Annotated in this window: 19 protein-coding genes; 17 read left to right on the top strand and 2 right to left on the bottom strand. The window is 66.0% G+C overall.

Annotated features, from left to right (window positions below):
• The first annotated feature begins 14 nt into the window (after window positions 1-14).
• The 5 genes from AC07U1_RS20335 (at window position 15) to AC07U1_RS20355 (ending at window position 5,049) form a co-directional block, all read left to right on the top strand.
• The gene (locus AC07U1_RS20335; protein ID WP_495177727.1) at window positions 15-911 is read left to right on the top strand and encodes an oxidoreductase; all 897 of its coding nucleotides are present in this window, start codon (window positions 15-17) and stop codon (window positions 909-911) included.
• A gap of 33 nt (window positions 912-944) precedes the next feature.
• Entirely contained in the window at window positions 945-1,967 is a 1,023-nt protein-coding gene (locus AC07U1_RS20340) for a DUF2804 domain-containing protein (RefSeq protein ID WP_495177726.1), read from the top strand.
• 228 nt (window positions 1,968-2,195) lie between these two features.
• On the top strand, window positions 2,196-3,335 hold the full coding sequence (locus AC07U1_RS20345) for a site-specific DNA-methyltransferase (protein WP_495177725.1): 1,140 nt from the start codon (window positions 2,196-2,198) through the stop codon (window positions 3,333-3,335).
• 101 nt (window positions 3,336-3,436) lie between these two features.
• Entirely contained in the window at window positions 3,437-4,567 is a 1,131-nt protein-coding gene (gene folP, locus AC07U1_RS20350) for a dihydropteroate synthase (protein ID WP_495177724.1), read from the top strand.
• Window positions 4,531-5,049, top strand: coding sequence for a host attachment family protein (locus AC07U1_RS20355; RefSeq protein WP_495177723.1), 519 nt, complete (start codon window positions 4,531-4,533; stop codon window positions 5,047-5,049). Before folP ends, AC07U1_RS20355 begins: the two co-directional genes overlap by 37 nt.
• 6 nt (window positions 5,050-5,055) lie before the next feature.
• On the opposite strand, the gene AC07U1_RS20360 is transcribed toward AC07U1_RS20355, so the two are convergent.
• Window positions 5,056-6,465, bottom strand: a complete 1,410-nt coding sequence (locus AC07U1_RS20360; protein ID WP_495177722.1) for a sigma-54-dependent transcriptional regulator — start codon at window positions 6,463-6,465, stop codon at window positions 5,056-5,058.
• Between the two features lie 265 nt (window positions 6,466-6,730).
• Here AC07U1_RS20360 and AC07U1_RS20365 point away from each other — a divergent pair, with 265 nt between their 5' ends.
• The 8 genes from AC07U1_RS20365 to AC07U1_RS20400 all read left to right on the top strand — a co-directional run bounded on the left by AC07U1_RS20365 (window position 6,731) and on the right by AC07U1_RS20400 (window position 13,144).
• The gene (locus AC07U1_RS20365) at window positions 6,731-6,850 is read left to right on the top strand and encodes an aa3-type cytochrome c oxidase subunit IV (RefSeq protein ID WP_056350876.1); all 120 of its coding nucleotides are present in this window, start codon (window positions 6,731-6,733) and stop codon (window positions 6,848-6,850) included.
• Between the two features lie 13 nt (window positions 6,851-6,863).
• Window positions 6,864-7,985 carry an NAD(P) transhydrogenase subunit alpha gene (locus AC07U1_RS20370; protein ID WP_495177721.1) on the top strand — a complete coding sequence of 374 codons (1,122 nt, stop codon included), beginning with the start codon at window positions 6,864-6,866 and terminating at the stop codon, window positions 7,983-7,985.
• On the top strand, window positions 7,985-8,740 hold the full coding sequence (locus tag AC07U1_RS20375; protein WP_495197786.1) for a hypothetical protein: 756 nt from the start codon (window positions 7,985-7,987) through the stop codon (window positions 8,738-8,740). The genes AC07U1_RS20370 and AC07U1_RS20375 overlap by 1 nt, the downstream gene beginning before the upstream one ends.
• 181 nt (window positions 8,741-8,921) lie before the next feature.
• Window positions 8,922-9,551, top strand: coding sequence for a fasciclin domain-containing protein (locus AC07U1_RS20380; RefSeq protein ID WP_056350882.1), 630 nt, complete (start codon window positions 8,922-8,924; stop codon window positions 9,549-9,551).
• 256 nt (window positions 9,552-9,807) lie between these two features.
• On the top strand, window positions 9,808-10,404 hold the full coding sequence (locus AC07U1_RS20385) for a fasciclin domain-containing protein (protein WP_495197787.1): 597 nt from the start codon (window positions 9,808-9,810) through the stop codon (window positions 10,402-10,404).
• Window positions 10,405-10,548: 144 nt separating this feature from the next.
• Window positions 10,549-10,830: a proton-translocating transhydrogenase family protein gene (locus AC07U1_RS20390; protein ID WP_187139741.1), complete on the top strand. Its 282-nt coding sequence runs from the start codon at window positions 10,549-10,551 to the stop codon at window positions 10,828-10,830.
• 1 nt (window position 10,831) lies between these two features.
• Complete coding sequence (locus tag AC07U1_RS20395) at window positions 10,832-12,343, top strand: NAD(P)(+) transhydrogenase (Re/Si-specific) subunit beta (protein ID WP_495177718.1); 1,512 nt, start codon at window positions 10,832-10,834, stop codon at window positions 12,341-12,343.
• Between the two features lie 102 nt (window positions 12,344-12,445).
• Complete coding sequence (locus tag AC07U1_RS20400; RefSeq protein WP_495177717.1) at window positions 12,446-13,144, top strand: aspartate/glutamate racemase family protein; 699 nt, start codon at window positions 12,446-12,448, stop codon at window positions 13,142-13,144.
• A gap of 159 nt (window positions 13,145-13,303) precedes the next feature.
• Here the strand turns inward: AC07U1_RS20400 and AC07U1_RS20405 are convergent, their stop codons facing one another.
• Window positions 13,304-13,720 (bottom strand): DUF2147 domain-containing protein, encoded by a 417-nt coding sequence (locus AC07U1_RS20405; RefSeq protein ID WP_056350890.1) that lies wholly within the window; start codon window positions 13,718-13,720, stop codon window positions 13,304-13,306.
• A gap of 119 nt (window positions 13,721-13,839) precedes the next feature.
• Here AC07U1_RS20405 and AC07U1_RS20410 point away from each other — a divergent pair, with 119 nt between their 5' ends.
• From AC07U1_RS20410 to AC07U1_RS20425, 4 genes are read left to right on the top strand one after another with little or no spacing between them, the layout of a single operon-like run.
• The gene (locus AC07U1_RS20410) at window positions 13,840-15,048 is read left to right on the top strand and encodes a parallel beta-helix domain-containing protein (RefSeq protein WP_495177716.1); all 1,209 of its coding nucleotides are present in this window, start codon (window positions 13,840-13,842) and stop codon (window positions 15,046-15,048) included.
• A complete protein-coding gene (locus AC07U1_RS20415; RefSeq protein ID WP_495177715.1) occupies window positions 15,045-16,079 on the top strand; it encodes an SO2930 family diheme c-type cytochrome in 1,035 nt (344 codons plus the stop codon). The genes AC07U1_RS20410 and AC07U1_RS20415 overlap by 4 nt, the downstream gene beginning before the upstream one ends.
• A 7-nt stretch (window positions 16,080-16,086) precedes the next feature.
• Window positions 16,087-16,719, top strand: coding sequence for a maleylacetoacetate isomerase (gene maiA, locus AC07U1_RS20420; RefSeq protein WP_187139746.1), 633 nt, complete (start codon window positions 16,087-16,089; stop codon window positions 16,717-16,719).
• Entirely contained in the window at window positions 16,716-18,767 is a 2,052-nt protein-coding gene (locus AC07U1_RS20425; protein WP_495177714.1) for a TonB-dependent receptor, read from the top strand. The genes maiA and AC07U1_RS20425 overlap by 4 nt, the downstream gene beginning before the upstream one ends.
• Window positions 18,768-18,772 lie beyond the last annotated feature (5 nt).

The following is an 18,772-nucleotide window of genomic DNA, read 5'->3' on the forward strand; positions in this document are numbered from 1 at the left end:
AAGGGGAGACGGCGATGAGCAAGGGTTTCACGGCCGACGACGTCGGCGCGCAAACGGGCCGAAGCTTCCTTGTCACCGGTGCCAATGCCGGGCTGGGTTTCGAGGTGTCGCGGGTGCTGGCGGCGCGCGGCGCGCATGTCATCCTCGCCTGCCGCGACGCGGGCAAGGCGGCGGCGGCGATCGATCGCATCCGCGCCGACGTGCCGGCGGCCGAATTGTCGTTCCAGCCGCTCGACCTCGCCGACCTCGACCAGGTGCGCGAGGCGGCGGAAGCGGTGCTGGCGGGACCGCGGATCGACGTGCTGGTCAACAATGCGGGGGTGATGATCCCGCCCAAGACGCTGACCAAACAGGGGTTTGAGCTGCAGTTCGGGGTCAACCACCTCGGCACTTTCGCGTTGACGGGACTGATCCACCCCCATGTCGACGACCGTATCGTCATCACCGGCAGCATCGCGCACAAGGGCGGCGAAATCGATTTCAGCGACCTCTCGGCGAGCCGCAGCTATCACAACTGGCAACGCTATCAGGCGAGCAAGCTCGCGAACCTGCTCCATATGTTCGAACTCGACCGGCGGCTCAGCGCCGCGGGGCGCTCGACGCAGGCGATCGGGTGTCATCCCGGGGTCGCGCTGACCGAGTTAACGCGGCATTTGCCGTTGCCGCTGCGCACGATGACACCGCTGGCGGCGCCCTTCTTCAACAGCGCCGCGCAGGGCGCCTGGCCGACCCTGCAGGCGGCGACCGGCGCGCATGTCCAGGGCGGCGACTATCTGGGGCCGCAGGGGCTGGGCGAGATATCGGGGCGCTCGGGCCCGGCGCGCGCGACCCGGACCGCGCGCGATCCGAAGCTGGCGCGCGAATTGTGGGAACGATCGGTGGATCTGACCGGGGTCGATCCGGGGATATAGGCGGCCAAGACCGCGCGGAATGGGGGAGATGCGATGGGCCAGCATATGATGGGCGAGGGGCCGCTGCACGATGATGCGGGACGGCTGATCGATCCCGGCTATGCCACGCGCGAGGTGCGCCGGTACGATCGTGCCGCGATCGCCGCCGAAGCGGTGCGGATCAAGGAATGGGACTATTATTGCGTCATGAACGCCGATCTGGCGCTGGCGCTGACCGTCGCGGACAACGCCTATGCCGGCTTTCTGGGGGTGTCGTGGATGGATTTGCGGGCCGGGAGCTTCGTCAATCACGGCGTGCTGATCCCCGAACCGATGGGGCGCATGGCCTTGCCGGCCAGCGCCGACCGCGGCGATATCGTGCAGGCGGCGGACGGGATGGAACTCGCGTTCCGGCACGAGGCCGGGGGACGGCGGCTGACCGTCCATGCGCCGGGCTTCGCCGATGGACGCGGATTGTCGGGCGAGATCTGGCTCGACCAGCCCGCGATGGACCGGATGGTGATCGCGACCCCCTTCGCCGACGATCCGCATGCCTTTTACTATAATCAGAAGATCAACTGCATGCCGGCGCGAGGGCGCGTTAAGATCGGCAGAGAATCTCATGATTTCCTGTCCGAAAATGCGTTTGCGGTGCTCGATTGGGGGCGCGGTGTCTGGACCTATGACAATGTCTGGTACTGGGGGTCGGCATCGGGGCTGGTCGACGGTCGGCGCTTCGGTTTCAACATCGGCTATGGTTTCGGCGACACCGCGGCGGCGAGCGAGAATATGCTCTTCGTCGACGGCCGCGCGCACAAGCTCGACGAGGTGACATTCCACATGCCCGAAGGCCCGCCCGACAGCGGAAACTGGCGCTTTTCGAGCAATGACGGGCGGTTCGAACTCGACTTCGCTCCCGCCGTCAATCGCTGGGCCAAGGTCGATGCCGGGATGGTTCGGACTGAGCAGGATCAGGTCTTCGGCTGGTTTTCGGGGCGCGTGATCCTCGACGACGGCACTGCGATGACCGTTCGCGACCTGCCGGGCTTCGCCGAGAAGGTCTGGAACCGCTGGTAGCGGTTCCGCAGCCCGTCCGGCGAAATTATTTTGGGGAGTGAGTCCTCTTCGCCACACCACCACCCGTTGAGTCTCCGATTCGGCCAAGACTCCATATGGTGTGTGGGACTCGTTTCGTTCCCATGGCGTTAACCTTTATGACACCCGGAATCCCTAGAATCCCGGGCTTGACGGCGGACTCCGCCGGACTCATCAGGGCCTTCTTTTTATGCGGGACAGGGGCGAAACATGGGTGTGATGGAACGGGTGAAGATGCCCGCAGCGAAGCAACGCGCGCCGAAGGCCGTCCCGGCCGACCTGCCGCTCGACAGCATCCTGCAGGGCGATTGCGTCGAGATGATGCGCAGCCTGCCCGCCGCGTCGGTCGACATGATCTTCGCCGACCCGCCGTATAATCTACAGCTTGGCGGCGACCTGCATCGCCCCGACGGCAGCCAGGTCGACGCGGTCAACGACGAATGGGACAAGTTCGACAGCCTCGCGACCTATGACCGCTTCACCCACGCCTGGCTCGCCGAGGCGAAGCGCATCCTGAAACCCGGCGGCAGCATCTGGGTGATCGGCAGCTATCACAATATCTTCCGCGTCGGCGCCGCGCTGCAGGATCGCGGGTACTGGATCCTCAACGACGTCGTGTGGCGCAAGGCGAACCCGATGCCCAATTTTAAGGGCACGCGCTTCACCAACGCGCATGAGACGCTGATCTGGGCCTCGATGGGCGAGAAGGCGAAATATACGTTCAACTATCGCGCGATGAAGACGCTGAACGACGAATTGCAGATGCGCAGCGACTGGCTGATCCCGATCTGCGCGGGGCAGGAGCGGCTGAAGAAGGGCGGGCACAAGGTCCATCCGACCCAGAAGCCCGAGGCGCTGCTTTACCGGATTCTGCTCGCCTGTTCGAACCCCGGCGACGTGATCCTCGATCCCTTTTTCGGGACCGGCACGACGGGCGCGGTCGCGAAGCGCCTGGGTCGCCATTATATCGGGATCGAGCGCGAGGATGATTATATCGCCGCGGCGAAGGAGCGCATCGAAATGGCGCTGCCGCTCGACGAGAGCGCGGTGAAGACGATGATGGCGCCCAAGGCGGCGACGCGCGTCGCCTTTGGCACGCTGGTCGAATGCGGCATGATCGCGCCGGGGTCGGTGCTGACCGACAGCAAGCGCCGCTGGAAAGCGACCGTGCGCGTCGACGGCAGCCTCGATTGCGCCGGCCAGCCTGCGGGGTCGATCCACAAGGTCGGCGCCGGGGTCCAAGGCGCCCCGAGTTGCAACGGCTGGACCTTCTGGCATGTCGACGACGGCAAGCAATTGCGGGTGATCGATGTGGTGCGGCAGGACTGGCTGCTGGCGAACGAGGCGTAAAAGGCCGTCGCCCCCGCGAAGGCGGGGGCCGCTGGCAACCTTGCGCTGCATTTCTAGCGGCCCCCGCCTTCGCGGGGGGCGACGTGTTTTGGGGAAGAGGCATGTTCCAACCACTGACCAAGCCCGACCTCGGCAACGCCTCATCCGACGCGCGGCTCTATTGCCGCCCGGCCTGCTTCGTCGACCGCCCGCACGAACTCGACGACGCCTGCCTTCGTGTCGCCGACTCAATGATCTGGTTCGCCGCCTGGCACATCAGCCTGCGCGACGCGGGTGTGGTCAAATCGGCGATCGTCACCGTGCCCGAACTCGCCGACTGGGTCGCGGCGATGCCCGACCATCTTGTTGCCATGGCCGCCGCCCAGCGCGCCGGCGTGCTGCGTCCGCGCGGGGCGCTGCAGCTTGGCGAACGCATCGTGCGGCTGAACGAGCCGCAGCTGATGGGCATCCTCAACATCACCCCCGACAGCTTTTCCGACGGCGGCAAACATGTCGACAGCGCGGCGGCGATCGACGCGGGCTTCGCGATGGCGTCGGCGGGCGCGGCGATCATCGACGTCGGCGGGGAGTCGACCCGCCCCGGCGCGCCGCTCGTCTGGGAAGGCGACGAGATCGAGCGGGTGCAGGCGACCGTTGCGGGGCTGGCCAAGGGCGGCGTCGCGGTGTCGATCGACACGCGCAAGGCGGCGGTGATGGAGGCGGCGCTGGCCGCCGGCGCGACGATCGTCAACGATGTGTCGGCGCTGCGTTACGACGACCGCGCGATGGAGGTCGTCGTCAAGGCGGGCTGCCCGGTCGTGCTGATGCACGCGCCCGCGGCGAAGAGCGACCCACATGAGGGCGGCGATTACGACCATGTCTTGTTCGACGTCTATGACCTGCTCGCCGAGCGCGTCGCGGCGTGCATCGCGGCGGGGGTCGACCCCGCGAAGATCGTCGTCGATCCGGGACTCGGTTTCGGCAAGGGCATCGGCGACAATCTGGCGCTGATCAACGGCCTCGCGCTGTTCCACAGCCTTGGCTGCCCAATCCTGTTCGGCGCGAGCCGCAAGCGGATGATCGGCGCGCTCGACAATGAAGCGCCCGCCGACCAGCGGCTCGGCGGCACGGTGGCGCTGCATTATCAGGCGGCGACGCAGGGCGCGCAATTGCTGCGCGTCCACGACATCGCCGAGAACCGGCAGGCGCTGCGCATATGGCGCGGGCTCAGGGATTCCGCGCTGACCGCCTGAGCGCCACGGCGCGCCGCATCGTGCGCAACCCAATCCTCTTCCCGTGCGTCTCTTTTGTGAAGCTCCCCCGTTCTGGCGGCGCTATTCCCAAGGAGATTTTTATGCAGCTGCCCCATGGCGCGCATGTCGCCGTCGCAGACGGCGAACGGTTTGTCCTGTTCCGCAACGATGGCGACGCCGCCATCATTAACCTCGTCGATGCTGTGAGCCCCGAGGTCGAAACCTCCAACCGCAGCGGCGCCAGCCCCGAGGTCCGCGATCTGGACGAACGCGGCCACGCGGCGGGAGTTGCGGCATTGCTCAACAAGCGTGTGCTCGACAATGATATCGAAAAATTGCTGATCGTTGCCGACCCGCATACGCTGGGAGTCATGCGCGGCCATTATCACGGCGAACTGGAAAAACGACTGATTGGTGAAATCGCTAAGACATTGACCAACGCCGACACCGCGCAGATCGAACAGGCGATTTCGGCGGCCTGAAGTCCTTCAGGCGGCGGTATCGATCCCGAGATCGCTGAGCTTGCGGTACAGCGTCGAGCGCCCGATCCCCAGCCTTCGCGCGACTTCGCTCATCCGGCCGCGGTAGTGGCCGATCGCGAGGCGGATGACGTCGGCTTCGATTTCCTCGAGCGGCCGAAGATTGCCGTCGGGCAGATAGAGAGTGACGCCGATCGCTTCGCCGTTGATCGCGACCTCGCCCTGGCCGACCATGCTGCCGCCGGCGAGCGTGGCCTCGAGCGCCTGGAAATCGGCGCTGGTGAGCACATCGGTGGTGCTGCCGACCGCGGCGCGGAACAGCACGTCCTGCAACTGGCGGACATTGCCCGGCCAGGCATAGGCGGCGAGCAGGCGCAGCGCGTCGTCGGTGACCCCGATCGGCCCCATGCCCGGCAGGCCGCCGATGCGCGCGAGCAGGTGGCGTGCGAGCGGGCCGACGTCGCCGCGGCGCTCGGACAAAGAGGGCAGGGTGAACTGCGCGCTTGACAGCGCATAGAACAGGTCTTCGCGGAAATGACCGGCCTCGATCAGCTTGTCGAGCGGGCTGGCGCTGGTCGCGATGATGCGCACATCGACGCTCTGGCGGATGCTGCCGCCGATCATCTGGACTTCGCCGGTGTTGAGGAATTCGACCAGCTTCGCCTGCGTCTCGAGCGGGATGCACTCGACATGGTCGATGATGATGCTGCCCGCGTCGGCCTGCACCAGCCGGCCGACCTGGCGGTCGAAGGCGCCGGGAAAGGCGCCGCGTTCGTGGCCGAACAGCCCCGATCCGATCAGCCCCGGCGACACCGCCGAGCAATCGACCATCACCAGCCCGCCGCGGGCGCGCGGGCTGGCGCTGTGGATCGCGCGGGCGAAGACTTCCTTGCCGGTGCCGGGCTTGCCGTTGATCATCACCGGCACGCGCGCGCGCGCCGCCTTGGCGGCGATCGCGAGCGCGCTGCGGAAATTGGGACTCGACCCGATGATTTCCTCGAACGCCAGCGGCGCGCGCAGCTTTTCGGTGAGCGGGCGGAGCTCGGCTTGCGGGCCGCTGGTCGCGGTGATGCGGTCGAGCGCGTTGAGCAATCGATCGGGGGCGATCGGTTTCTGGACGAAATCGCTTGCCCCGGCGCGCATCGCGCTGACCGCGACCTCGACCCCGTTGCGCATCGTGATGACGATCAGCGGCAGCGCGGGGCGCCAACGGCGCAGTTCGGCGACGAATTCGGCGATCTCCATGCCCGGCGTGCCCTGATCGACAAGCACCGCGTCGAGCGCCATGCCTTCCTGGGTGCCGAGCTTGGCGAGCGCGGTGTCGGTGTCGCCGGCGATCACGCTGCGCCAGCCGCCACGCGACACGAGCGCCGACAGGAAGCGCTGTTGCGCCGGTTCGCTGTCGACGATCATCACCATTCGGGTGTCGCGCGCGCTTGCCATCGGTGTGAATATGCCCCCATTGGGCGGCAGTTTTCTGCCACCTGTTCCGCGTCGAACCGCCGATCTACGCGAAAGGGGTAAAAGGGCGATTAAGCGCGTCGGGCTTTTGCGGCGGGCGACTTATCGCGAAACCATCTATTGAGCATCGCGGGAGGCATGGCTAAGACCGGCGCGAAGGCCGATTCCGGGCCGGGCGCGGCGCGCCCGCTCGGCGTCCGGCAGCGACAAAGGGGAAAAAGCCATGGCACAGCAGGAAATGAAGGCAGCGGAAGACACCTATTCGGGTTTCATCAGCCTGTTCAAGGTCGGGTCGATCATCACCGCGATCGTCGTCGTCCTCGTCGTCCTCCTGATCTCTTGACCGGGCTTCGCGCATGCGTATCGCTGTCCTGAAGGAACTCGCCCCCGGCGAGAGCCGCGTCGCCGCCACTCCGGAAACCGTGAAGAAATTCATTGGCTTGGGTGCGGAACTTGCCGTCGAATCGGGGGCGGGCGACAGCGCGTCGATCGCCGATGCCGATTATAGCGCCGCGGGCGCGACGGTCGGATCGCGCGCCGATGTGCTGAAGGGCGCGAACATCGTCCTCGCCATCCAGGGACCCGATCCCAAGGGGCTGACGGGGATGGCCGACGGCGCCTGGCTGGCGGCGGGGCTCAACCCGTTCGGCGAGCGCGAGCGTGTCGATGCCTATGCCAAGCTCGGTATCGAGGCGCTGGCGATGGAGTTCATGCCGCGCATCACGCGCGCGCAGTCGATGGATATCCTGTCCAGCCAGGCGAATCTCGCGGGCTATAAGGCGGTCCTGATGGCGGCGAACGCCTATGGCCGTGCGTTTCCGATGATGATGACCGCCGCGGGCACCGTCAGCGCCGCCAAGGCGTTCGTGATGGGCGTCGGCGTGGCGGGGCTGCAAGCGATCGCCACCGCGCGCCGTCTGGGCGCGCAGGTCAGCGCGACCGACGTACGTTCGGCGACCAAGGAACAGATCATGTCGCTCGGCGCCAAGCCGATCTTCGTCGAGGCCGTCGCCGGCATCGAGGGCGAGGGCGCGGGCGGCTATGCCACCGAAATGTCCGACGAATATAAGGCGGCGCAGGCCGAGCTGGTCTCGTCGCACATCGCCAAGCAGGACATCGTCATCACCACCGCGCTGATCCCGGGGCGCCCTGCGCCGCGGCTGATTTCGGACGCGCAACTCGCGACGATGCGCGCCGGCAGCGTGATCGTCGACATGGCGGCCGAAAGCGGCGGCAATGTCGAGGGTGCGGTCTCGGGCGAGGCGAAGAAGATCCACGGTGTCACCGTGATCGGCGCGAAGAATATCGCGGCGCTGATGCCCGCCGATACCAGCGCGCTGTTCAGCCGCAACCTCTTCAACTTCCTCTCGGCCTTCTGGGACAAGGAAGCGGGCAAGCCGGTGCTCGACGAGGAAATCGGCACCGCGGTGCGGCTGACACAGGGCGGCAAGGTGGTGCACGAGCGTTTGCTGGGGTGATGCGGCGCTACGCGTGCGTCGCGACACTGGCGCTGGCAATTGCGACGTCTTCGGCGGATGCCAAAGAGGCCGACGCCGGGTCGATCCGTTATGGATTTGATACGTTGCTGGTCCCCGGGGACCCCGCCGAGCGGACGCACACGATAGACAAGAAGGACGCCTGGTTCGTCGGCAAGGCCGTGCCCGCAGGCGCGGTCGTGCTTGATGCACCGGTTGCCATTCCGAAAACCAAGGCGGTCCTCGAAAAGGGCCTGCCGCTGTCCATTGCGACGAGCAGTTATTTCATCGCGTGTCAGCAGGGTCTGTCGGTCACCGCCGGCCTTTTCGGCGGTGGCAAGGCGTCGGTTTGCCTGATCGATTACGACCGGGACGGTGTGCTCGATTCATGGTTCCGGAGCAGCGTCGCCACGATCTGGAGCGAATATCACGGCAATATCCAGCGCGATGACATCTATCCTATCGGACCGATTGCGGCGACGCGCCTTACCCCTGAACAGGTCGACGACCTTGAACCCTGGACGGTGTATGCGCTGCGTTATGTCGGCGGCAGGCTGACCTACTGTATCGGCCTCGGCTATACTTGCCTGACCAATGGTCCGAAGATCGAGCCGATGGCGACCGAGCAGACGGTGGAGTTCGTGGGCGGCGAATATGGCTTCGCCCTTTTGGCCGACGGGCGATTGAACATCCGCATGATCCGCGATCCGCACAAGATGGTCTTCGTGCGCGGCGGTCTCGTAGCGCCGGCCCCTTGACCACGGACAGCAAGGTTCGCTTCGCTTGCTAGGCCAAGCGTAGCCGGGCAATTTGTGCCGCCACGCGTCGCGTGACCCGCACTCCATTCGTCGCAAACGAGCGACCCGCTGGAACGATCCTGTCGCCGTGGGAGTCATGCAGGGAGAGGGGGACATCCCCCCGATCTCTGGAGATGATGTCATGAAAATCAGCTATCTGACGACGGCGGCCATGGTCGCCGCGCTCGGCCTTTCGGCTTGCAGCAAGACCGACGCGCCGCCCGCCACCGAAACCACGACCGTCGCCGAAGGCGACGCGGTGCCCGCCGATACCATGGCGCCGAGCACCAACCCGATGGTCGGCGGCGCCGAAATGTTCCCGACCAAGACGATCGTCGACAATGCGATCGCCTCGCCGATCCACAAGACGCTCGTCGCCGCGGTGACGCAGGCCGGACTGGTCGACACGCTGAAGGGCGCGGGTCCGTTCACCGTCTTCGCGCCGACCGACGACGCCTTTGCCAAGGTGCCGAAGGCGACGCTCGACGGCCTGATGCGTCCGGCACAGAAAAGCGTGCTTGCCGACGTGCTGAAATATCATGTCGTCGCCGGCAAGCTGACCGCAGCCGATCTCGCCGCCAAGATTACCGCCGGCGGCGGCAAGGCGGTGCTCAAGACCGTAAACGGGCAGGATCTGACCGCGACGATGGCGGGCAATGTCATCACCCTGACCGGTGCCGACGGCAGCAAGGCGACGGTGACGCAGGCCGACGTCAACCAGTCGAACGGGGTGATCCATGTCGTCGACGGGGTGCTGACGCCGAAGATGTAGGCTTGAGGCGCCGACCGCGATGCCGACGAATCGGGTCCGCGATGCCGTCTGGACGGCGCCGCGGGCCTGTTTCCCTTGGCGGACTATCGCCAGCGAAGCACGGTTCGTGGGAAAATTGATAGAAAATGGCCGATTATGGCCTTTTCATGACAATGTTCTTGCTTAGGATGGGGCCGAGGGTTTGACCCCGTCCTTTCCTTATCCGGAGAAATGTCTGATGTTGCGTGCCAAGTTTCTTGTTGCCCCCCTTCTTGCCTTGACCACCGCGCTTGCCGTTCCTGCCCATGCCTGGGCCGACGAAGTGGCCGCCGAAGCCGCGCCCGACACGACCGTCGCGCAGGCCGCCGCCAACACCCCCGATCTGACGACGCTGGCGCAGGCGATTTCGGCCGCCGGACTTGCCGACACGCTCAACGGCGCCGGCCCCTACACCGTCTTTGCGCCGACCGACGCAGCTTTCGCCGCGGTTCCGCAGCCGATGACCGACTATCTGATGGCCCCCGCCAACAAATGGGCGCTGGAGCAGGTCCTGACCTATCATGTCGTGCCCGGCCAGATCACCGCCGAGGATCTGTACAAGAAGATCAAGGCCGGTGGCGGCACCGCGAAGCTGACCACCGTCGCGGGCCAGGAGATCTCGTTCACCGAGGTGCAGGGCAATATCAAGGTCGACGGCACGCAAGGCAGCTCGGGCTATATCACCCGGTCCGACGTCGCGCAGTCGAACGGCATGGTCCATGTGCTGAACGGGGTGCTGATCCCGACGATCACGCCGCCCGCCGCGCCTGCGGCCGACGCCGCAGCGCCCGCAGCCGATGCCGCGGCGCCTGCGGAAGCGACCCCCGCGAGCTGATCGCCCGCGACATTTAATTGCCGCACGGGCCCGCAATTCGCCACCCGGCGATTGCGGGCCCGTCTTTTTGCGCGTCTTAGGAGTCGACAGGGTGGCGACGGCGCGGCAAGAGGTGCGCTCGCGGAATCAGCAGGGGAGCTCGCCGTGGATTTCATCGGTATTTTTTCGATTTTCGTCTTGGCGTGCTTCGTCGGTTATTTCGTCGTCTGGTCGGTGACCCCGGCGCTGCACACGCCGTTGATGAGCGTGACCAACGCCATTTCGTCGGTCATCATCGTCGGGGCGTTGATCGCCAGCGCGGCCGCCGGTTCGGCGACCTCGAAATGGCTCGGCCTCGCCGCTGTCGTGATGGCCAGCATCAACATTTTCGGCGGCTTCGCGGTCACCGCGCGCATGCTGGCGATGTACAAGAAGAAGGTGCGCTGAGATGGACGTGCAATCGATCCTCTCCGCCGCGACCGGCGGTCATGGCCTCGCGGTGAATCCCTGGGCCGCCGTCGCCTATCTGGTGTCGGGCGTGCTCTTCATCCTCGCGCTGCGCGGGCTTTCGAGCCCCGCGACCGCGCAAAGCGGCAACCGTTTCGGCATGGCCGGCATGCTCATCGCGGTCGTCACGACGCTGCTGACGCATGCGCCGGGAACGCGGGTGAGCACCGGGCATGACAGCTGGGCCTTCACCCTCGACACCGTCGGCCTGATCGAGATTCTCGTCGCGATCGCTATCGGTGCCGTGATCGGCATCGTCATGGCACGCCGCATCGCGATGACCGCGATGCCGCAACTCGTCGCGGCGTTCCACAGCCTCGTCGGCCTGGCGGCGGTCGCGGTCGCGGCGGCGGCCTATCTCAACCCGCTCGCTTTCGGCATTGCCGATGCGGCGGGGCAGATCCATGTCGTCAGCCGCATCGAAATGGGGCTCGGCATCGCGATCGGTGCGATCACCTTCTCGGGCTCGGTTATCGCCTTCCTCAAGCTCAACGGCAATATGTCGGGTTCGCCGATCATGCTGCCGGGACGGCACATCATCAACCTTGGCACGCTCGCCGCGATCGTCGGCCTGACCGCCTATTTCACGCAGGACCAGTCGCCCTGGGTGTTCTGGACGATCACCGGCCTCAGCTTCGTGATCGGTTTCCTGCTGATCATCCCGATCGGCGGCGCCGACATGCCGGTCGTGGTGTCGATGCTCAACAGCTATTCGGGCTGGGCGGCAGCGGCGATGGGCTTCACGCTCGGCAACACTGCGATGATCATCACCGGCGCGCTGGTGGGCTCGTCGGGCGCGATCCTGTCGTACATCATGTGCCGCGCGATGAACCGCAGTTTCATCAGCGTGATCGCCGGCGGCTTCGGCGGCGAGGATGCGGCGGCGAGTGCCGGCGGATCGAAGGAACAGCGGCCGTGGAAACCGGGCAGCGCCGAGGATGCGGCCTTCCTGATGAGCCAGGCCGAGAATGTCATCATCGTCCCCGGCTACGGCATGGCGGTGGCGCAGGCGCAGCACGCGCTGCGCGAGATGGGCGACCAGCTCAAGAAGGAAGGCGTCAACGTCAAATATGCGATCCATCCGGTCGCGGGACGCATGCCGGGCCATATGAACGTGCTGCTGGCCGAGGCGAATGTGCCCTATGACGAAGTCTTCGAGCTCGAGGACATCAACGGCGAATTCGCGCAATGCGACGTCGCTTTCGTCATTGGCGCGAACGACGTGACCAACCCGGCCGCGAAGACCGACAAGACGTCGCCGATCTATGGCATGCCGATCCTCGATGTCGCCAATGCCAAGACCGTGCTGTTCGTGAAGCGTTCGATGGGCGGGGTCGGCTATGCCGGCGTCGACAATGACGTTTTCTATATGGACCAGACGATGATGCTGCTCGGCGATGCCAAGAAGATGGCCGACGACATCGTCAAGGCGCTGAGCGGCAGCGGGCACTAGACAAGAATCGTCGCCCCTGCGAAGCAGGGGCCGCTATGACGGCAGCTCCAGACTGCCAGCGGCCCCCGCCTACGCGGGGGCGACGTGTTTTAGAGGGACCTTATGCGCAAAATCGGCCTGATCGGCGGCATCAGCTGGGCATCGACCGAGCTCTATTACCGCCACCTCAACAAGGGCGTGCAGAAGCGCCTCGGCACCGCCTGTTCGGCACCGATCATCCTCGAAAGCCTCAACTATTGCGAGCTGTCGCGGCTGACGACCCCCGAACAATGGGACCATGCGAAGTTCGTGCTGATCTCCTCGGCGCTGCGGCTCCAGGCCGCGGGCGCGACCGCGCTGATGATCGCGGCCAATTCGATGCACCGGATCGCCAAGGATATCGAGGGCGCGCTGTCGATTCCGCTGATTCATATCGTCGATGAGGCGGGCGAGAAATTAAAGGCCGACGGAATCAAGTCTGCGGCGGTCATCGGCACCCGCAATGTGATGACCGAGCCATGGTTCCGCCAGAATCTGGTGCGCTACGGACTGACACTCGCGCCCTACGATGCCGAACGCGCCGAGGCGATCGACAACATCATCTATGACGAGCTGATGCAGGGCAAGGTCACCGAAAATTCGCGCCGCACGATGAAGACCTTCATCACCGACATCGCGAAACAGGATGTCCAGGCGCTGGTGCTCGCCAGCACCGAACTGGTGATGCTCGTCGATCCCGATGCCAATGTGCTGCCGGTCTATGACACCACGCGCATCCATGTCGCGGCAGGGGTGGACTGGATTTTGGGCGATACGCCCTGAACTGATCCTCCCTGTGGCGAAGCCATGGGGAGGGGGACCGTTCGCGAAGCGAATGGTGGAGGGGCCGCGGCGCCGCACCGACGCCTGACGGCGTCGGCCCCTCCGTCAGCGCTGCGCGCTGCCACCTCCCCATCGCTGCGCGACAGGGAGGATCAGTCTTCACCCCATCTTCGTCCAGGTCACCGTCCTGCAAAAGACGCTGACGCAGCCCTTCATCGTCATCTTGCCGCCCTTCGCGGTGAGATGTGCCTTATAATAGCGGCCGTCCTCAGGGCTGTAGCCTTGGCCCTTCCACGCATTGCCGTCGGCGGCGAGGTCCCAGTAGATTTGCAGACCCGATACCTGGCGCGCGCGCTTCGCCTTGTCGGGATTGCGTTCGTCGCGCTGGCCGCCGGCGGGCTGGGCGATCAGCAATTTGTGGACCTTGCCGCACAGCTTGGCGCCGCAGGCATAGATGTCGACGATCGCCTTGCCGTCGTCGGTGGCCCAGCGGCCGGTAATCGATTGCGGCGCAACCGCTGACGCCGGCGATGCGGCGACGAACACGGCGGTCGCCGCGATGATAAGATGCTTCAATTTCTTCTCCCCGGTGCGGGCGGGGTTGCGACCCTGACCCTAGCTACATCCATGTCAGCAACATGGCTTGGCATACGCGCAGTCTTGCACCATGCTGGCAAAAAACAAGGGAGAGTCTGATGCGATTCCATTATTTGGCCTTGCCGCTGGTTGCCGCGCTGATGGTCGCGGTGCCGACACAGGCCAGGACGATCAAGATCGAAGCGGGCGCGGCCGACGCGAATGAGAAACTCCAGGAGGCGCTGATCGTTGCGCAGCCCGGCGATGTCGTCGAACTCGGCGCGGGAACTTGGCACCTGACCGATGGCCTGTCGCTCGACGTGGCGAACGTCACGATCCGCGGCGCGGGGACGGGCGAGGGCGGATCGATCCTCGACTTCACGGGCCAGCAGGGCGCGGGCGAGGGGCTGCTGGTCACCAGCGACGATGTTTTTCTTACCAATTTTGCTGTACTCAACAGCAAGGGCGACGGGATCAAGTCGAAGGGCGCCGACCGCATCGTCTATCACAAGCTGCGCGTCGAATGGACCGCGGGACCAAAGGAAACCAACGGCGCCTATGGCATCTATCCGGTCGAAAGCAGCGATGTACTGATCGACAGCGTCTACGTCCGCGGCGCGTCGGACGCGGGCATCTATGTTGGCCAGTCGAAGAATATCGTCGTCCGCGATTCGATCGCGACCGAGAATGTCGCGGGGATCGAGATCGAAAACAGCTACGACGCCGACGTCCACGACAATATCGCAACGAAGAACACCGGCGGTATATTGGTGTTCGACCTGCCCAGCCTGCCGATGCAGGGCGGGCACAATGTCCGCGTGTTCGACAATGACGTGAACGACAACAGCACGCCCAATTTCGCGCCGAAGGGCAATATCGTCGCGAGCGTTCCGACCGGAACCGGGGTGTTGATCATGGCGAACCGCCATGTCGAGATTTTCGACAACGACTTCGACCAGAACGGCACCGCGAACGTCATGATCGTCGGCTATCGCTACGAGCATAAGGACCCGAAATACCAGCCGTTGCCGCGTCAGATCGTCGTGCGCGACAATGTGCATGGCAAGGCGGGCTATGCCCCGGCGTTCGACGGCGGGGCGCAGATCGCGGCGGCCTTCGGCGGCGCAATCCCGCCCGTCCTGTGGGACGGCGCGGGCGAGGATGTGATCGTGCTCGACAAGGTCGGGGTACTGTCGCTGAACCTGCCCGACGTCGCAACGCCGCGCGACCAGGCGAAGCCCGCGCCCGCCGACCTGTCGAAGGGCACGCCGCCCGCGGCACTGCCGGGGATCACGCTGCCCGAAGCGATGGAGGCGAAGGTCAAGTGAAGCGCGTTTTCGCCGCGCTGGCGGCGGCATTGCTGTGCGCGAGTGGCAGTTCGGCGGTTGTTATCCCGGTGCCCGAACCCGATCAGTCGGTGATCGAGGGCAGCGTCCTGCCGCCCAAATTGTCGGCGTTCCGGCTGTTCTGGCCGGACTCGTCGCAGCCGCTCGAATCGTTGACGCCCTATACGCTGCGCACCGCGCTGTTCTCGGACTATACCGAGAAGCACCGGATGTTCTGGATTCCGAAAGGCCGGAAAGCCTCGGTCGCCGCCGATGGCGGCATCGCCTTTCCGGTCGGCAGCATCATCGTCAAAAGCTTTGGCTGGCCCGACGTCAATGGCGGACGCCCGGTCGAGACGCGGCTGCTGATCCATCGCCCCGAAGGCTGGGTCGCGCTCCCCTATATCTGGGATGCCGACGGCAAGGATGCGACGCTGGCGCTGGGCGGGCGCCGCGTGGCGGTAAGCTTTAAGAGTCCCGACGGCGAAACACATGACATCCGCTACGCGGTGCCGAACAAGAACCAGTGCAAGGAATGCCACAGCCTGTCGGGCGAGATCGTGCCGATCGGACCCAAGGCGCGGAATTTTATACTGCCGGCGGGCGCGACCGACTATTGGCGTGGTATCACCTTCGACAAGCCTGCGGCGCTGAAACCGGTGATGCCGCAATGGGACGACCCCAAATCGGGCAGCGTCGCGGACCGCGCCCGCGCCTATCTCGATGTCAATTGCGCGCATTGCCACAATCCGGTGGGCAGCGCGTCGAACAGCGGGCTGTTCCTGCGCTGGACCGACGATCCGACGACGGTCAATTACGGCATCGGCAAACGCCCGACCGCGGCGGGACGCGGCAGCGGCGGCATGGATTTCGCGATCGCGCCGGGCGATCCCGACCACAGCTATATGATCTATCGCCTCGAAAGCACCGACGCCGGCATCGCGATGCCCGAAGTCGGACGCTCGACGGTGCACAAGGAGGGCGCGGCCCTGCTGCGGCAATGGATTGCGGAGATGCCGAAAGCATCGCATTAGACGCGCCATGACAAAGCTCGTCCTCCACGATTATTTCCGCTCCTCGGCGAGCTATCGCGTCCGCATCGCGCTCAAACTGAAAGGGCTCGCTTACGAGCGCGTCGAGGTCAGCCTGATCGCGGGCGAGCAGCGCAGCGACGCCTATCTTGAACTCAATGCGCAGGGCTTTGTGCCGCTGCTGATCGCCGATGGCGAGACGATCATCCAGAGCCTGGCGATTATCGACTGGCTCGACCGCGCCTTCCCCGAGCCGCGGCTGATTCCGGAGGAAGCAATGCCGCGCGCGGTCGCGCTGGCGCAGGCGCAGGTGGTGGCGAGCGACATCCACCCGCTCAACAACCTGCGCGTGCTCAAATATCTGACCCGCGACCTCGGCCTCAACGAGACGACCAAGGACCGCTGGATCGCCACCTGGATCGCGCAGGGGTTTGAAGCTTTGGAAGCCATGGCGGGCGAGGGGACGTACCTTGGCGGCGCCACGCCGAGCATCGCCGACTGCTGTTTGGTGCCGCAGATGTACAACGCGCGGCGCTTCGAGGTGCCGCTCGACGCATTCCCGCGGCTGACCGAGATCGACGCTGCCTGCATGGAACTCGAAGCGTTTCAGAAGGCCCATCCCGACGCGGTCAAGCCCGTATGATCCGGCTGCTGACGGGGGTGGCGCTGCTGGCGATGCCGGCGGCGGCGATGGGGCACGAAGCGGTCGATGACAGCGATACCGCAGTCGTCCTTCAAATGACGGCTCCGATTCCGGCGGAGGAGATCGTCGTCACCGGCGCTGGATCGCTGCGGCCATCGGGCGGTGACTCGGTGCAGACGACCGCTGTCCTCCGCGACCTCCAACCCGGCTTCGGCACGCGCATCGAGAACCGCCTCCGCGACGAAGCCGGCATCGTCCAGTTCCGCCGCAGCGACGGCCGCAGCGCCCATCCGACCAGCCAGGGCGTGACGCTGCGCGGGCTCGGCGGCAACGCGTCGGCGCGCGTGCTGGTGACGCTCGACGGGGTGCCGCAGGCCGATCCCTTCGGCGGCTGGGTGCCGTGGAGCGCTTATGACGCGATCAACCTTGGCGGCATCGTCATTGCGCGCGGCGGCGGCAGCGGCGCCGACGGCCCGGGCGCGCTCGCGGGAACGATCGGCCTCTATTCGACGATGACCGACGGCGTCACCGCGAGCGCGGCCTATGGCAGCCGCGACAGCTGGGACGCCTCGGCCAGCGTCGGCGGCAAGCTGGGCGGCGGGCAGGTCGCGGTCGATGGCCGTTACGGTCGCGGCGACGGTTTCATCCCCGTCGCGGAAGGGCAGCGCGGCACGGTCGATCGTGCAGCGCCCTATGAACAGGGCGGGCTCGGCCTGCGCCTGCGCTTCGACGCGGGCGCCAACAGCCGGATCGAGGCGAGCCTGCGCGGTTTTTCGGACCGGCGCGACCGCGGCACCGACTTCACGACGAGCAAGACCGACGGCGTCGATGCGAGCCTGCGCGTCGTCCATGATCCCGTGGGCGCGACGCAATGGCTCGCGCTTGCCTATGTCCAGGTCCGCGATTTCGACAGCGGCTTCGCCAGCGTCGCGGCGGGTCGGAACAGCGTTGCGCCCGCGCTCTTTCAGCGCGTCCCCGCGACCGGACTCGGCGCGCGCTTCGAGCTGCGGCCGGCGATCGGCGGCGACAACCCGCTGCGCATCGGCACCGACTGGCGCCGCACCACCGGCCGCACCGAAGAGGATTTCTTTTTCAGCGGCGTCACGCCGGGCCGCCACCGGATCGCCGGCGGCAGCGGCGATACCGTCGGCGCCTTTGCCGAATGGACCGCGGGCGATGCCGGCGACGGGCTGCTCTGGACGTTCAGCGGCCGCGTCGATCGCTGGTGGCTTGGCGAGGGATACCGGCTCGAACGCAATATCGGCGGTTCGACGATCACCAACCTGCGCTTCGCGGCGCGGCAGGGCTGGGAAGGCAGCGGCCGCGCCGGGGTGCGCTGGACCTCCGACGCGCTGTCGCTGCGCGCCGCGGCCTATCGCGGCTGGCGGCTGCCGACGCTCAACGAACTCTACCGTCCGTTCCGCGTCGGTGCCGAGGTGACGACTGCGAACGAGATGCTCGAACCCGAACGTCTGTGGGGCGGCGAGGTCGGGGTCGACTGGGCGAGCGACGGCACGAAGCTGTCGGCGACCCTCTTCGCCAACCATCTGTCGAACGCCATCGCCAATGTCACCCTCGCCCCGAACCTCAACCAGCGCCAGAATCTCGACGCCATCGACAGCAAGGGCATCGAGGTCAGCGCCGAACAGCGGATCGGCCCCGCGACCTTGCGCGCGACCTATGCCTTTACCGATGCCAAGGTCGACGCCTCGGGCATGGCGTCGACGCTCGACGGTCGCCGCCCGGCGCAGATCGCGAAACATGGCGGCAGCGTGTCGTTGCGCAGCAACGACGACGGGCCGTTCGGCGGCTTCGCGACGCTGCGCTATATCGGCAAGCAGAATGAGGATGACCGTGGGCTGTTGGTGCTGGGCGACGCGCTGACGCTCGACGCCGGATTGTCCTGGCGCCTGAACAAGGCGGTCAGCATCGAGGCACGCGGCGAGAATCTGTTCGACGAACTGGTGCCCGCCGCGATCTCCGCGTCGGGCGTCGTCGAACGCGCGACGCCGCGCACGCTCTGGGTCGGTGCGCGCGCGTCTTTCTAGGAATT

The organism is Sphingopyxis sp. GW821-FHT02C12 (assembly GCF_059421785.1).